Source organism: Paenibacillus sp. EB106-06-01-XG199, assembly GCF_058791575.1.
Genome location: NZ_JBYTDQ010000004.1, coordinates 707,377 through 721,445 on the forward strand (window position 1 = coordinate 707,377; position 14,069 = coordinate 721,445).

Here is a 14,069-nt window from a genome sequence, read left to right on the forward strand (position 1 = left end):
ACCTCCCGCTAATATGAAAAATCAGCCTTTACCCCTCTGTAATACAATCTGCCCTGAACATCCCCGGGAAGGCCGGCGCTGTAGTCCACCAGCTTCACTACGCCCGGCAAAAACCAAAGCGGCATCGCCATCTTAATCTCCGCCGAGGCATAGGTGAATTTCTCGGCCGGATTTATTCCGGTGTTCAGCCGGATCAAAGCGAGCATGCGGGAGAGCTGCACATCGCCCCCTCCATGCAGGAGCATGAACAACCGCAAATAATCACGGTAGGACAGCTTTGCAGGCATGTATTTGGACAGCGGGATTTCCCCTGCCCTGCATAGCAGCAGCATATCCTGAACAGCCTGCTCGATTCCGTACAGCAGCGCTGCAGCTAGAATCGCCAGCGGATTGCCGAGACGCGAACTTTCAATAAAGCCCTCCATAGTACGGATGGCCAGCCGCAGCGCAAAGATTTCACCGTACGCTGCCGCCACATTACCCGCAGGGTTATGGAAGCCGTAGAGAATATATTCAAGCTCCTGGGCATGGGGATCAAGCTGGTCCGCAAGCGGCAGTGCGGCGGCACCTGCGGAGCCGGAAGCTACCGGAGTCAACTTTGAAAGATCGAAATGCGGAAAATACATTGCAGAATATTCTGTTCGGAACAGCCGGTCTCTGGCACCCTCCATAACGCTGCCCATTGCGGCATAAATATCGTCTGTCTTTGCCATTGAAGAACTTCCGGCTGCATAAGGATCCGATGTGTTCTGCGCATTCGAGGCTTCCTGGTCCGATCCACTGTTCAGCTGAATGTTGTCCTGATAATATTGGCTCAGCATCTGATAACGTTCCCGTGCTGCTCCGGCGCTGTCGCCAAGCTGACGAATCTGATCCAACAGCTTCATCGCATCGTTCAGCTTGGCTTTTGCCTGCCGTTCGATTTGCTTGCGCTCTCTGTCCGAAGTTCGGTGGGCTTCAATCCTCCTAGCTTCAGCAGCAATGATATCTCCATGTTCACCATAGTTCTGGTGGTAACTGCTGACGGCCTGTAAAGCGTTCAAAACTGCCGTATTCATGCTGCCAAAATCTGCATCCAGCCCCGTGGCTCCACTCAATGCGCCCGGCAACCCGGAAGCTGCCTGCTCCGCTGTCTGAGAGGCAGTTTCCTGAACATTTAAGTCATGCTCCATGGCGCTGACCTCTGCCGGTGCGAGAATAAGCGAATCCTCCTGCTCCCGCATTTTTTTTAGCGGCTCTGTGCTCAGTTCACCGGCACTTCCCGGTATGTCCCAATTCCGGGCACTATCTTCGGCACTACCCGCCCCGTTAGCTCTGGACTGTTCAAGTATGTACCTCATTTCTTCATTCAGCTCCCTGACTCTTTGCAGCGCATTCCCGGCATCAGCGATAAGACGGGTGTGCTCCGTACGAAAAAGAGTCAGTGCTGACGGAATCCTCGGAAGAAACTCCGTAGTTTCTCTTAAATACTCGCTGATCTGACTGCTGTATCTGGAATATTCATCCTCTTCACGGTAAAAATCCGCATAGTATTTGCCGACATAGTCGTCATACATCGCTGCAATGTCAGCCGCAGAAGTGATCTCCCCCAGAAAACGGTACTCAATATGGTCTCCCGGCGGATTCATAATCAGTTCTTGAAGGGATCTTACGCTTTCCGCAGCCTGCTTTCGCCGCTCCATCATAAGATCCAGTGCAGCCTCGCGTTCATCGTACAAGGGCTGCAGCTTGCCGAATAATTGGGTTGAGCGTGAAGCCTCACCCATAGCCGCCGAGAGCGGCTTAAACTTGCCGGCCAGCTCCAGGGCAAAATCAACCGGTGCTTTATACTTCATCTCCTCAGCAATCTGCCTTTGAAAAACATCGTAGCTTCCAAGAGGGCGACTCCAATTCAAGACCGAAGAATCCAGTCCTAAGGGCAATAAATTAAAAGCATCCCCCCGCCCGCTCTCGTATAGATTGTCGTTCAGCACCCCGGACAGCAGCTGATTGCCGTCACTCCCGCCAAAGGCGAACAGGCCATAGCTCTCGCGCAGCTGAATATCATAAGAAGACATTACCGAACGGACTGCGGCTCTCGCCAAACGTTCCTGCTGCACATTAACGGCGGCAATCCGTGCATAATCTATCAGCACAGCGGTGAACAGGAACACGAAGGCCAGTATCATAATCAGGAAAATAGAAACCGATCCCTCCGTTCCTTTCTTTCGCCACGAATTGAACGCTTTTCTTGGACTGCAGGCAGTACCTTTTCTACTCCTCATCCGCGCCCCTCCCTTGGCCTCTTTTGGGTTCCGAACTCTCCTTCACAGCACTCACACCGTTCACAAACGGGATCAGCGCAGCTTCTTCAGCATCTGGGACGCGTCTTTCTTTTCCATCCTTGTTCCGGTATTGCCACTCTCCGTGCCTCCCTTGAACTTCGCGCCATAATAACGCATCAGATCTACTGTTCGGATAAACTCAACAGGCTCTGAAACAACAGACTGGGCTTTCACTTGAGGGTTGGCCTCGTCCGCCAGCATCTCATCCAGCACGGGCAGATTCAGCATTTGCTTCAATTCCGCACTGATCTTCCGGCCGGTTAAACTGTAGGCATAATTCATATGGCCACTTAAATTTGCAGGAACTATGCCGGAAGATTGCTGAAGCTTAATTACAGGCAAGGTACCAGTACCCTCGGCAGCATTCGGCAGCGTAACAGAAGCCCCGCCGTTCCCGGCGCTAAGCCCGAATAAAGAAGCTAGCAGTCCATCCTCGCCGATCCGCCAATACAGCGAGTCATACTCGCCAATAACAAATGATCCTTCCGTCTCTTTATGGCTGTTGTCCCAATTGTAGGCCGCACGTTCAGTAGCAGCGGAAGCGACCTGCAGCAGCATCGACTTCTGGTAACTGTAGAGGCAGAAGAATAGCAGCAGCATCGTAATACACATGATGATAGGCAGCAAAAGTGAAGCTTCGATAGTAAAGCTGCCTTCGTCATCCTGCAGATTCATGATTCGAATACTTCCTGACTCTTGCTTCCTGCAGTGCTGATCAAGTCTTCTACCACTTTGACAATCTCCTTGCGGAACACCAAAACTACAGCGATCAGTACAGCGATAATCAGGATCATCTCCAGCGTGCCCAGCCCTTCCTCGTCCTTCCACAAGTTCTTAGCGCCTTCTGTTATGAATGTCATCATTCGTCTCATCCTCCTACATTTTCATCATCATAAATGCCGGTGTACCCACCAGAATGATTACAATTAAAAAGATAACCACCATCGGGAACACCAGCTTCGAGGAAGCCTGTTCCCCCCGTGTCCGGCTGATCGCCTTCCGCTTCTCCCAGAGCATCCGCGAAAGATCGCGCAGCGACAAGACAAAGTCGGCTCCGCCTCTGCGGTAATTCAGCAGGACCGTGGTTGTAAATAGCGATACCTCCTGTACGGCGCAGCGTTTGCTGAAATTCTCAAACGCCTGCTGAAAGGAGTAGCCGCTCTCCCACTCCCCAGTCATAATCGACAGCTCTTTATAGAGCGGATGGCTGTAATCTCCCTTCCGGCTCTCCACGCAGCGGATAATCGCCCGCTGCACATTCTCCCCGGCGCCGACCAGCAGGACAATACTATTCAGCAGCTCGGGCAGCTCCAGCATAATATTCTGCTCCCGCAGCCTTACCTTCTTGTGCAGATCACTGACCAGTGCAGCGGGTAGAATAACTGCCAGACCAGCCCCCAGGAGAATTCCCGCCTTCTCGCCGCTGAACAGTGTCAGCGCGCTTCCACCGATAAGCAGCAGCCAGCTGTAGCTGAACATTTCACCCATAAAGAGCAGCGTCCGTTCTGCGCTGTAGCGCATGCCGTAACTGCGTTGCAAGGATCGCTGAATTCGGAACATCACCGAAGGAATATGACTGCCAATTCCCCACCGCTCAATCAGCAGCAGGAAGGGCTCGCCCAATCCGCGCAGCCGCAGTCCATCCATAGGCAGACCGCGAAGCCCGGCATAACGGCTGCCGCATTTCAGGCGCAGGAATATCCATCCCAGCCCTAACATCAGAACGGCCGAACCGCACAGCCAAATCATGCTTTCACCTCCTTCACAGCGGGATATCCATAATCTTGGAGGTCCAGAGATAACACAGAAACAGCCCGCCCAGCGCCAGTGTGGAAATTGCAATTCCGGCACCTGTATACATTGGCTGCATGTAATCTCCGGCGGTCAGGCTCATGAACAGCACCATGGCAAGCGGGGAAGCCAGCAGCGCCTTCGCCTCGAATTTCTTCTGGGCGATGCTGACGGCAATGTCCTGCTGGATATCCAGCTTCTCCCCGATGATTGTGGAGGTGCGGCGCACAATCTCCACAAGGTCACCCCCTGTCCGCTTGCAGACAGAGAATACGTCAGCGAACCGTTCCACATCCTCCATGCCTGCCCGTCTGCTGAAATCCTGCAGCGCTTCTTCCACAGGCTGGCCATACTCCATCCGGGCACATATAATATTCAGTTCAAAGATCATATCGCTGCCCCCTTCCGGGTCAAGCATCCGCAGATCCTCTACGGCCTCGCGAAACGCATTCTCTACGGAACGTCCTGCGGACAGCGAAGAAGAGAGCGAAAATAAAGTCTGCTTGAATTGCAGGTTAAGCGCAGACCGGCGGCGCTGCCGCAGGTAGTCACGCAACAGCCGCGGTGCATAAGTTCCCCCCGGCACAAGCAGCAAAGACAGCAGCAGGTTATGGTAGAACAGGTACCCGATGCCGAACAGCAGGAGCCCGCCTGCCAGTATAGCCAGCATTTTCGACAAAGGCGTCAATACATAGACGGTATAATCCGGCAGCTGCGGATTGCCCCCGGTCTCAGCTTCCGCAGACGTCCCGCCCTTCTCTGCGGAGGGCCCCCTCCGCTTGCCCGGCGAAGAGACCGGCTTCTTCCCCAAATGAATCAGAAGACCACCTCCTTCTCAGTTCCCCTACTGTAATGCGATAACGGATAACTCTGTACTCCGGCCATTTTCAGCTTGCTGGAATGCAGCAGAGGATTCCCGCAAGGAACAAGGCCTCCCTCCACTGTCCCCTCACTTTCTCCCGTTTCTTGAAACGCATATAACGGATTCAGCGCCACCTCCCCATCCCGCAGCCCGATGACCTCAGAGATTTCCATCACCCGCCGCGAGCGGTCCCGCAGCCTGGAGAGATGGACAAAGATATCAATCGCAGAGCCGATTTGCTGGCGGACCACTGATACCGGCAAATCAGCTGCACTGAGCACCATCGTCTCCAGACGGCTGACCATATCCTGTGCGCTGTTGGAATGTCCTGTCGATAAGCTCCCAGAGTGGCCCGTGTTCATCGCCTGCAGCATATCCAGACACTCGGCCCCCCGCACCTCGCCGACCACGATACGGTTCGGGCGCATCCGCAGGGAGGAGCGGATCAGGTCGCGGATCGTGATCTCCCCGCGGCCTTCTGTATTGGCGTTGCGGGTCTCCAGCGAGACCAGATTCGGCACGGTGATAATCTGCAGCTCGGCGGAGTCCTCAATCGTGATCACCCGCTCCTGCGGCGGAATAAATTGAGACAAAGCATTCAGAAAGGTGGTCTTGCCGGAGCCTGTTCCACCGCTTATAAAGATGTTGTATCCGGCAGCGACCAGAATCTGCAGCAGCTCCGCCGCTTCTCCGCTCAGCGCCCCACGGTGCACCAGCTCGCTCATCGACATCGGCGTTTCCGGAAATTTGCGGATCGTCATTGCCGGCCCTTTCAGGGCCACCGGCGGCAGTACGATATTGACGCGGGAACCATCCTTCAGCCGCGCATCCACAATCGGGGTGGAATCGTTGACCACCCGATTCACACCGGAAACCACGGTCTGGATAATATCCTCCAGTCTGCTCCTGGACTCAAAAGCCAGCGGCAGGCGGCGGATCTGCCCTTCCTCTTCAATAAATATCTCCTCATGACTATTGATCATAATCTCGGTGATATTCGGGTTGTCCACCAGCGGCTGCAGCACATCCAGCCCCCGGAAGGAATCGAACAGCTTTTTGACCAGTTCATGCTTTTCCTGAGCAGTTAAATAACGCAGGCTGTCCATCTCCAGAATGATTCGTTCAATATAGCTGTTAAGCTCACGGTTTCCGACAGCCGAAGTGACATCAAGCCCTGCGAGTATGTCGCTGCGCAGCTTCCTGAACATGGCTTCATTCATGTAAGCTCCCGGTGAATACCCGCGGCAGCGCCGGCTCAATGATACCGGTGCAGAGCTGCTGCACCCCAGCCGTAAACTGCGGAGAATTCAAGCAGAGCTCCACATGATGCTGAAGTGCCCAGGAAGGGATAAAAGGAAGCGCACCATCTATTCTGATTTCTTCCCGCCCTGACCAGCCCGCGGCTGAATCCCCGGCAAAATTCATCACAAACCTGCTCTTGCCCGGCACCTCCGGCGGCAGACCGGAATGCGGATCTCCGCAATGCTCCAGCCACCTGAGCGTCTTATACATACTTGCCTCATCGCTCTTCAGCGCCCATAGCAGAATGCCGCACCGCTGCAGCACTGCCTGGGCCCGCTCTTCCTCAATGCTGCCTGTATCTACAATCACAACATCATAGCCAGCATCGCCGGCCAGCAGCTCCAATAAATCCAACGTATCTTGCCGGGTCATCTGCAGCATTTCCTTGAAATTACCGATCGGCTTGAAGGCGTCACAGCGGAGATTGTCATGCCTTACGGCGTATCTCCCAAGTTCAGGCTTGCCTGCATTTCCCTTGCTTCCCTCGCTGCCGTTTGCCTTAAGCTCGTACAACAGAAGTTCCAGCCCGGAAGCGTTCCCCTGGGGCATCCGCAGGAACAACCCGCTGCTGTCCACACTTTCCAGGTTTAGATAGAAAACAGATAGTCCGATCAGTCCAAGCTGCTTGGCCATATTGAGCGCAATCGTTGTTTTGCCGCTGCTGCCGCTGGCTGAAACTATCCCGAGCAGCAGCGTCTCCTCCTTGGCAGCCGAAGCTGTCCTCATGCGTTTCACATCGCCTAACCGGAGGATGGACTCCAGAAGCGAGGGCAGCGACTGATATTTCTCAATCACCATGCCCCCGGCCAGACTCCCTGCATTGCTGCCGGAATACTTCCCGGCCTCGCTTAGAACACCCCAAGGAACTGTATTTCTGCCTTCCACCAGCCAGGCCTCAACGAAAATGGGATCGCCTACAACGGCGTCCGGCAGTTCTTCTCCCTTCATGAATTCCATAAAGGTATCCAGCCGGCTGAAAGCTGTGATCCGCAGCATCTCCCCATACTCACTGTGATGCAGGTAATGCAGCAACGGCTCAATGTATTGACTCTCACGAACTGCCAGTACGATCCTCGCCGCCATGAAATCACTCTCCTTCCTGTAATGCTTACCTTTCAAAAAAGACAACAAAAAAGACAGCAAAAAAAGCACCGCCAATAACCGTGGTATACGGTTATTGAACGGTGCTTCCGTTACTATCCTTTAATTTACAGCTATAGTAGCATATATGCAGTAGAGCGGCAATATCTTTTTTTACGAATACCTCTTCTATACTCTAAATCCTGAGCCCGCACCATATCCTGAGTTGGATATTTACCGGATCATTCCTCTCCCCTATACTATTAGCCAGTCAGCTTTCAGCACGGCCAGATTACATCTAAAGGAGATCATTCAACATGAAATTAGTGCCCAGTTTACTCACAGCCCTCGTCTTATCCGGATCGATCAGCTTGTCAGCAGCCGCAGCAACCAAACCTATCACTGTACTCGTTGACCAGCAGAAGCTTAATTTGACCACTGCCGCCCCGATTCAGGATGGCAATTCCGTGCTCATCCCTATGCGGCCCATTTTTGAAAAGCTCGGCATGAAGCTGGTCTGGGATGCCAAGAGTAACACGATCACAGCCACCAAGGAAGGGCTCAGCATCAAGCTGCAGACCGGAAGCAAAAAAGCAACTATAAACGGAACCGTCAAACAGCTGGCCTCCGCACCCAAAACAATTGACAAAGTCACTTATGTTCCCCTGCGCTTTGTAAGCGAAGCCACCGGAAACAGTGTGGAGTGGAAAGCAGCTTCCAGAACTGTTGCAATTACAAGCAAGGAGAACACCGCTGATATCAAGGGAATCTCCGCATTATTTGATAAATATGTGACGTATTCCAATACGGATAATTATGACGGGTTCATGAGCCTTATTGATCCGGAATCCCCACTGGCAGCGATCGGTCCAGGAATCAAAGAGCAGTACGAGATCTTTGATACCAAGACTACCGTCCTCCAGATGGAAATTATTGATTCCAAAGAGAATGAAGCAACCGTACACACGATTGAACACTCCGAGAAGGTAAGCGGTCCCTTCATGCTGGATAGCCAAGCGGAGTATGTATACTCCCTCACCAGAAAAGCTGGCGGTTCTGCTTGGCAAATCAGCGGTATCCAAATCGCTGCGCTACAGTACATTCTTCCGGCAGATGTGCTGGAGGCTAAGATCACCGTACCCAAAACAGATGAAGATCAAATTAAAGCTGTGGTTCAGGCCAATGTGGATTACTCCAACAAAGAGGATCTGGATGGGGTATTATCCACCATTGACGAAACTTCCCCTGCATACGGGCAAAGCAAAGAACTTTATACGCAAATGTTTAAAGCCTATGATTTAGCCATTACGCTTGACTCTTCTAAAATTATTGATTATACCGGGGATACTGCTGCGGTATATACTGTGCAGACGTCCAAGAAAGTAAAAGGTCCGGAGTTTCAGGACAGCCGGGCCGTATCGGTCAATATACTGAAAAAATCAGCAGACGGCAAATGGAAGCTTACGCAAACCTATATCCTCACGACGACAGCCCTTAATCAATAACTCATCTCCCCCCAAACCGAATAGGGGTTTAAGCCAGCCCAAAAAGCAGCAAGGTGACATAGCCACCTGCTGCTTTTTTTGGGTTGTGCACATCGGCTGTGCACCTTACAGAAATCTCTTGCGGATTTCCGGTGTGGGAAGCAGACATTGCTCGTCACGCCCAAACCAGCGGTACCGGTTCCTCGCCACAAGCCTGTACAGGGCATCTCTCAGAGGCCGCGGCACAAGTATGAAGATATATGCGGCAGGCCACGGAAAACGCAAGCCACGGGCGATCCGCAGCACTGCAGCCGACTCTGTATAGCAGGTCCCGTTCTCCACCAGCACGACCGTATTCAGCTGGTCTGATCCAAGCTCGCCTGTACTCAGCATTCCGCTTGCTGTCTCACTCTGCAAGGGGGCGAACAGAAATCTGGCCTTGGGATCGCGCGGAATAATAAACCGCACCAGCCCCTGACAAAGATGGCATACACCGTCGATCAGCACAATAGACTTACCGCCTGCCTTGTTTTGCTCTTCCTCCATCTTGCCGCACCCCCTCTTCATAGTATCTCCCCGGAAATAAACAAAAACGCGGGATAGCTCCCGCGCCTCATCATCCGTCCATTTAATTATTCAGCAATAGCCTTGCCGATCCACTCGTCGCCGAGCATTTGCCCTTCGAAATCAGCAGTGAAGGATTCCATACATTTGCAGATGAAATCTTTGCGGCAAACCGGACAGGGTGTCTTAAGCAGGCGGCTGATGTTCGTCATTTTCCATTCCGGAAACCGATGATAGAACGCGCGGCACTCCGTTCCGTCAGCAAGCTTGATAATGAACTCGTACAATCCTTCCTTATCATTGCTGCTGGCTTTGGTCACATTCGTAATATGCGGTCTGTAAGACATCTTCATCACCCATTATTTATATTTTTGGTACTTAGTAGCACACGTGCATAACAGATACTTAGACATATTAAAGAATTTTAGGGGTGATGTCAACCAAAGCCGCCCTTTAGACCGCTATTCCCGGCTGTTTCCTGCCTCACCGTCTCTATTTAGCCATTATTTCCAGAAATTCTTCTAAATACCGGCTCCCCGTTACAACACATTCAGTTCAACTTCGATGTTGCCCCGCGTAGCTTTGGAAGACGGACAGAACGCATGAGCCTTCTCTGCCAAATCCTCCGCCTGCGCACAGTCGATGCCGGGCAGCTTCACATCCATTCTTACAGCCAGTCTGAAACCGCCGTTGCATACCCTACATTTAAACAACAGAGATATTTTGAAACGAATATACAATGTTGTCACAATTCTGACGGGTTGCTTCTTACGATAAATAGTGTAAAATTAAATTGTGATAAATCGAAGTTCGGGAGGCGTTATTCATGAGTATTTATAATTTTGAAGCCAACACGCTGCGCGGGGAAGAAGAATCCCTGTCCAAGTACAAAGGTAAGGTGCTGCTTGTCGTGAACACAGCCAGCAAATGCGGATTCACCCCGCAATATAAGGGTCTCCAGGAAGTGTACGATAAATTCAAGGACCGTGGTTTTGAGGTGCTTGGTTTTCCGAGCAACCAGTTTGCCGGACAGGAGCCGGGTGAAAGCGAAGACATCGCCGAATTCTGCGAAATCAATTACGGAGTAACCTTCCCGATGTACGAGAAGGTTGACGTGAAGGGCGACGAAGCGCATCCGTTATTCAAATACCTGTCCAAGGAAGCGCCGGGCGTCCTGGGCTCAAAGAGCGTCAAGTGGAATTTCACCAAATTCCTGGTCGATCAGGAAGGCCGTGTCCTGAAGCGGTTCGCACCACAAACTACTCCGGACCAGATCGAAGCCGATATTGCCAAACTGCTGGACTAATCCTCCCCTATAATATGAAAAGATACTCTTCGCAAAAGCCCGCGGCTCCAGTGAAGAGTATCTTTGTGTTCGCTATACCACAATATTATGCTAATTGTCATTTCCATCATCCCTAATTATGGTATACAGAGAATATAGCACTCGATGTTTGAAACGCATCACCTTTTATTCCCCTGAAAGCAGGTTGGCTATGAAGCAGGATGTTTTGAAGCGGGTTTTCGATTATATCGAGGATCATCTGAATGAAGAGATCAGCCTCGACAACCTCGCCCGGAGGGGATATGTTTCTTTGATGCAGCTGTACCGGGAATTCTACTGCGTATCCGGCCATTCCATTAAAGACTATATCCGCAAAAGAAGAATCAGCAACGCATGCGCCCAGATCAAGAACTCCGGGTTATCCATTACCGAAATTGCGCTGGGCAACGGCTTTGACTCCCTGCCTTCCTTCTCCAAGGTCTTTAAAAAAATCGTCGGTCTTACGCCAATGGAATACAAACGGAGCAGCATGTTCTATACCTTCCTCCCCGGGCAGTTCCCCCTCCACTTGGCGGAGACAGCCATTAAGATCCAGTCCGGGCAACCGCTGCATGGCCTGACCGCCGTTTACCTCGCCGCAGGAGACACAGACATCGAACAGCAAGCCATCAACGCACTGAAACAAGCGGTCTTCACAGCCAAGCGTACGGGCATGAATTTTAGACTCTTCGGATTAACCCCTGTGCAGGTTGGGCGGTCCAGACAATCGTACAACATATTCATAGATACCCAGAATCACGAGTACTGGATTTCCGCCCTGGGGGAGACCGGTTATCACTCCATAGAGCCAGCTACGTTATGCGGCGGTGAGTTTGCCGTCTTATCCGTACCTTTTACCGGAAGCATCAACCAGGCCTGGGACTACCTTTACAGCCATTGGCTGGCCAAAAGCGTGTTCACCCTGGCAGGTGATCATTGCCGTGAGGAATTCATCATTCAAAAGACAGGGACCATCAAAGAGCTTCGTCTATCCCTGCCCATTATCCGCAAGCAAAGCAGCTACATCATTGAAGTAACCCCATTTGAGCAGCAGCACTATATCGTCGCCCATGCCGAAGGCAGTCATGCGGAAGAAGAAGCTTCGGCCAAGCTTTTATCGCAGATCAATCAACGTGGATTCCTTCCATCGTCGTTTTATGTGGAGATTACCAGCAATGGATATTTGTGCGGTGTCGAGCAGACAGAAACGGGCGAATTACCTGCCGAAGACGGTCTGAGTGTTGTTAACTTAGAAGCAGGGCTTTATGCGGTATTAACCGCAGACAGTTTCGGGGATTTCACAGGACTTGCGGATATTATGACCCGCTGGCTGGAGGAAAACTGCTGCTATAGGCGGGCCGGCAGCCCTTTGCCCTCTATACCGTAAATGAAACCTATGAAGAGGTCTCCATGAAGGTGTGTATTGCTATTGGCAACATTCTGTTATAAACGGACAATCCATCGCTTCAGATCCCCTTTATAATGAAGAGGAAGAACAAATGAGCTAGGAGGAATTATGCATGACAGACCCGTTACGCCAGAGCAGCTATGATCGAACAACCGAGGGATACGCCCCTAAATTCAAACCGCGGGTAATCGAACTGATCCGCCAGCAGCTGGAAAAAGAAGCCCCTCAGCGCACCGACTCCATTGGCGGAGAAAAGCCTTATGTGCTAGATTTACCGGAGCTTCAAGTCATTGGCTGGCAGAACCTCAATCAAGCAGGCGAACCTTATGCCGATATTTGGGGACATGTCTTCGGGGAATTCGATATCGACAGCAAATTTGATTCCATTCTGTCAAAAGTCCAGAGCAGCGGCTGTTACCTGGGCATCTTCGAAGGCCGCGATTCGGTTCCCAAGCTGTGGGAGCAATCCGCCTGGGATACCGGCTATTTTTTAGGCGTTGAGGTAGGAGATCCCGGTACAGTTCCCGAAGGACTTGTGCATAAGGATTACCCCGCATCCAAATATGCCATTTTTATCGCCAAGGGTGTGCCGGCTGCTGCGTTTCAGAGCACATGGGATTATATCCATCAGGAATGGCTGCCATCAGGTGAATTCAAATTCAACGAAGCCGGTGTTTTCTTCATCAACTATACAGAGAAGTCAGGGCCTGACGACGAAAGATTCGAGGCCCATCTGTGCGTACCTGTGGTGGAAAAATAGCGGCGATCCGCGTTTGCATCCTACGAACGGCAACCAATGTAGTCCGGGTTTCCCGTCGTGTCACCTCCACTGGCCTGACGTTGTCTATCGCGTATATCTTTCCATGAAATAAGCTGAATCTTTTCGGTTTGCAGTAATCTGTGAATATCCTCATCCATAAATAACAGGTACTCGATCTCCCTTTTCTTCCAGTGTGGAGTAATTGCCCGCATTTCATAAGTATTCAGCGCAGGATGGATGACAACTTCGGTTATCCCTCCTCCCACACCTTTTATAGCTTCCATCATTTTAGCCTTAGCAATGTCATAGTCCTCCCCCTGCTCCAAGTGATAGGGAAGATTAATCAAGTCATCAATTAACAAGATCCCTCTTTTCCGTGCCGATTCAATCCTCTCCGTCATTAATTCCCTCATCGCTAAATCCAGAAATGATTGATTTACTATATTAACAGGCAGCTTAAAAGGCAACCGGTACTCCTGGCACAGATCAAATACAATCTCCAGAAAATCCCGGCCTCTCGACAATCCCAATAAACTGCCCTCATGACTGTCCAAGTGTGTCGGTTCAATCCCCAGCGTTAGAGCCATCTCGATCTGACTTCGGATTTCAGTTCGGATGGCTTCAGCAGTAGCCCGCTCTTCCACATGAGCTGCATGTTCCCAAAAATATCCTTTTGCAGTAATTAACGACTGTATCCTGGAACTCCTGGTAACTGGGCCCCACTTATAGGCCGGGAGACTCGAAGTAAGCGTAAGATGAATTCCCACATTAACATTGTGATGATTTTTGGCATACTCAGCAGCCTCTTTCGCCCAGGGCCCCGGCATCATAATCATGCTGGAATTAATTGCATCGGCTTGGTACAGGTTCATAATAGCCTCATTCATGGAATGGCACATTCCGAAATCGTCGGCGGTAACGATCAGGAACCGCTCATTGGAGTTGTGAATTTTATTCGGCACTCTTTTTCCCTCCATTGGGTCAGTCTATAAAACAAAACAAAAAAACCTGAAATCCCTTGAGTAACAAGGAATTTCAGGTTTCTTCATGTATGCGGTAGAGAGGACTCGAACCTCCACGGGTATACACCCACTACCCCCTCAAGATAGCGTGTCTGCCATTCCACCACTACCGCGCGGTGAGTATAACGTTAAATCAATGTTTGAGGCC

General features: G+C 51.4%; 14 protein-coding genes, 1 tRNA gene and 1 pseudogene. 4 read left to right on the plus strand and 12 right to left on the minus strand.

Annotation, left to right across the window (positions count from 1 at the left end):
* Positions 1-8: 8 nt before the first annotated feature.
* From AC3WT9_RS18270 to AC3WT9_RS18300, 7 genes are all read right to left on the minus strand, one after another.
* Positions 9-2,264, minus strand: a complete 2,256-nt coding sequence (locus tag AC3WT9_RS18270; protein ID WP_341090436.1) for a hypothetical protein — start codon at positions 2,262-2,264, stop codon at positions 9-11.
* 72 nt (positions 2,265-2,336) lie between these two features.
* Complete coding sequence (locus AC3WT9_RS18275) at positions 2,337-2,999, minus strand: TadE/TadG family type IV pilus assembly protein (protein ID WP_341377566.1); 663 nt, start codon at positions 2,997-2,999, stop codon at positions 2,337-2,339.
* Positions 2,996-3,187, minus strand: a complete 192-nt coding sequence (locus AC3WT9_RS18280) for a Flp1 family type IVb pilin (RefSeq protein ID WP_038587051.1) — start codon at positions 3,185-3,187, stop codon at positions 2,996-2,998. The genes AC3WT9_RS18275 and AC3WT9_RS18280 overlap by 4 nt, the downstream gene beginning before the upstream one ends.
* Positions 3,188-3,200: 13 nt before the next feature.
* Complete coding sequence (locus AC3WT9_RS18285; RefSeq protein WP_341377565.1) at positions 3,201-4,073, minus strand: type II secretion system F family protein; 873 nt, start codon at positions 4,071-4,073, stop codon at positions 3,201-3,203.
* Positions 4,074-4,086: 13 nt separating this feature from the next.
* Complete coding sequence (locus AC3WT9_RS18290; protein WP_341097577.1) at positions 4,087-4,827, minus strand: type II secretion system F family protein; 741 nt, start codon at positions 4,825-4,827, stop codon at positions 4,087-4,089.
* Between the two features lie 104 nt (positions 4,828-4,931).
* The gene (locus tag AC3WT9_RS18295; protein ID WP_341377564.1) at positions 4,932-6,197 is read right to left on the minus strand and encodes a TadA family conjugal transfer-associated ATPase; all 1,266 of its coding nucleotides are present in this window, start codon (positions 6,195-6,197) and stop codon (positions 4,932-4,934) included.
* The gene (locus tag AC3WT9_RS18300) at positions 6,190-7,362 is read right to left on the minus strand and encodes a P-loop NTPase family protein (RefSeq protein ID WP_341090428.1); all 1,173 of its coding nucleotides are present in this window, start codon (positions 7,360-7,362) and stop codon (positions 6,190-6,192) included. The genes AC3WT9_RS18295 and AC3WT9_RS18300 overlap by 8 nt, the downstream gene beginning before the upstream one ends.
* A 314-nt stretch (positions 7,363-7,676) precedes the next feature.
* On the opposite strand from AC3WT9_RS18300, the gene AC3WT9_RS18305 reads away from it, so the two are divergent.
* Positions 7,677-8,864 carry a stalk domain-containing protein gene (locus AC3WT9_RS18305; RefSeq protein ID WP_341377563.1) on the plus strand — a complete coding sequence of 396 codons (1,188 nt, stop codon included), beginning with the start codon at positions 7,677-7,679 and terminating at the stop codon, positions 8,862-8,864.
* Positions 8,865-8,969: 105 nt separating this feature from the next.
* Here the strand turns inward: AC3WT9_RS18305 and AC3WT9_RS18310 are convergent, their stop codons facing one another.
* The 3 genes and pseudogenes from AC3WT9_RS18310 to AC3WT9_RS18320 form a co-directional block, all read right to left on the minus strand.
* The gene (locus AC3WT9_RS18310) at positions 8,970-9,389 is read right to left on the minus strand and encodes a thiol-disulfide oxidoreductase DCC family protein (protein ID WP_341377562.1); all 420 of its coding nucleotides are present in this window, start codon (positions 9,387-9,389) and stop codon (positions 8,970-8,972) included.
* 86 nt (positions 9,390-9,475) lie between these two features.
* Positions 9,476-9,754: a hypothetical protein gene (locus tag AC3WT9_RS18315; protein ID WP_341090421.1), complete on the minus strand. Its 279-nt coding sequence runs from the start codon at positions 9,752-9,754 to the stop codon at positions 9,476-9,478.
* A 192-nt stretch (positions 9,755-9,946) separates the two neighbouring features.
* A pseudogene (locus AC3WT9_RS18320) lies at positions 9,947-10,099 on the minus strand (OsmC family protein); the annotation flags it as partial.
* A gap of 134 nt (positions 10,100-10,233) precedes the next feature.
* On the opposite strand from AC3WT9_RS18320, the gene AC3WT9_RS18325 reads away from it, so the two are divergent.
* The 3 genes from AC3WT9_RS18325 to AC3WT9_RS18335 all read left to right on the plus strand — a co-directional run bounded on the left by AC3WT9_RS18325 (position 10,234) and on the right by AC3WT9_RS18335 (position 12,899).
* On the plus strand, positions 10,234-10,713 hold the full coding sequence (locus tag AC3WT9_RS18325; protein ID WP_341377561.1) for a glutathione peroxidase: 480 nt from the start codon (positions 10,234-10,236) through the stop codon (positions 10,711-10,713).
* A gap of 190 nt (positions 10,714-10,903) precedes the next feature.
* Positions 10,904-12,118 carry a helix-turn-helix domain-containing protein gene (locus AC3WT9_RS18330; RefSeq protein WP_341377560.1) on the plus strand — a complete coding sequence of 405 codons (1,215 nt, stop codon included), beginning with the start codon at positions 10,904-10,906 and terminating at the stop codon, positions 12,116-12,118.
* Between the two features lie 133 nt (positions 12,119-12,251).
* Positions 12,252-12,899 carry a GyrI-like domain-containing protein gene (locus AC3WT9_RS18335; protein ID WP_341377559.1) on the plus strand — a complete coding sequence of 216 codons (648 nt, stop codon included), beginning with the start codon at positions 12,252-12,254 and terminating at the stop codon, positions 12,897-12,899.
* 20 nt (positions 12,900-12,919) lie between these two features.
* Here AC3WT9_RS18335 and AC3WT9_RS18340 read toward each other — a convergent pair whose 3' ends face one another.
* Together AC3WT9_RS18340 and AC3WT9_RS18345 are read right to left on the minus strand one after the other, a co-directional pair.
* Complete coding sequence (locus AC3WT9_RS18340; protein ID WP_341377558.1) at positions 12,920-13,861, minus strand: polysaccharide deacetylase family protein; 942 nt, start codon at positions 13,859-13,861, stop codon at positions 12,920-12,922.
* A gap of 90 nt (positions 13,862-13,951) precedes the next feature.
* Positions 13,952-14,034 (minus strand) — tRNA-Leu (locus AC3WT9_RS18345).
* Between the last annotated feature and the right edge of the window lie 35 nt (positions 14,035-14,069).

Bases quoted from the DNA above. Each gene is read 5' to 3' on its own strand.
- AC3WT9_RS18300 (WP_341090428.1), bottom strand. From the start codon at position 7,362: ATGGCGGCGAGGATCGTACTGGCAGTTCGTGAGAGTCAATACATTGAG.
- AC3WT9_RS18335 (WP_341377559.1), top strand. From the start codon at position 12,252: ATGACAGACCCGTTACGCCAGAGCAGCTATGATCGAACAACCGAGGGA.
- AC3WT9_RS18275 (WP_341377566.1), bottom strand. From the start codon at position 2,999: ATGAATCTGCAGGATGACGAAGGCAGCTTTACTATCGAAGCTTCACTT.
- AC3WT9_RS18305 (WP_341377563.1), top strand. From the start codon at position 7,677: ATGAAATTAGTGCCCAGTTTACTCACAGCCCTCGTCTTATCCGGATCG.
- AC3WT9_RS18325 (WP_341377561.1), top strand. From the start codon at position 10,234: ATGAGTATTTATAATTTTGAAGCCAACACGCTGCGCGGGGAAGAAGAA.
- AC3WT9_RS18270 (WP_341090436.1), bottom strand. From the start codon at position 2,264: ATGAGGAGTAGAAAAGGTACTGCCTGCAGTCCAAGAAAAGCGTTCAAT.
- AC3WT9_RS18330 (WP_341377560.1), top strand. From the start codon at position 10,904: ATGAAGCAGGATGTTTTGAAGCGGGTTTTCGATTATATCGAGGATCAT.
- AC3WT9_RS18315 (WP_341090421.1), bottom strand. From the start codon at position 9,754: ATGTCTTACAGACCGCATATTACGAATGTGACCAAAGCCAGCAGCAAT.
- AC3WT9_RS18280 (WP_038587051.1), bottom strand. From the start codon at position 3,187: ATGATGACATTCATAACAGAAGGCGCTAAGAACTTGTGGAAGGACGAG.
- AC3WT9_RS18295 (WP_341377564.1), bottom strand. From the start codon at position 6,197: ATGAATGAAGCCATGTTCAGGAAGCTGCGCAGCGACATACTCGCAGGG.
- AC3WT9_RS18285 (WP_341377565.1), bottom strand. From the start codon at position 4,073: ATGATTTGGCTGTGCGGTTCGGCCGTTCTGATGTTAGGGCTGGGATGG.
- AC3WT9_RS18310 (WP_341377562.1), bottom strand. From the start codon at position 9,389: ATGGAGGAAGAGCAAAACAAGGCAGGCGGTAAGTCTATTGTGCTGATC.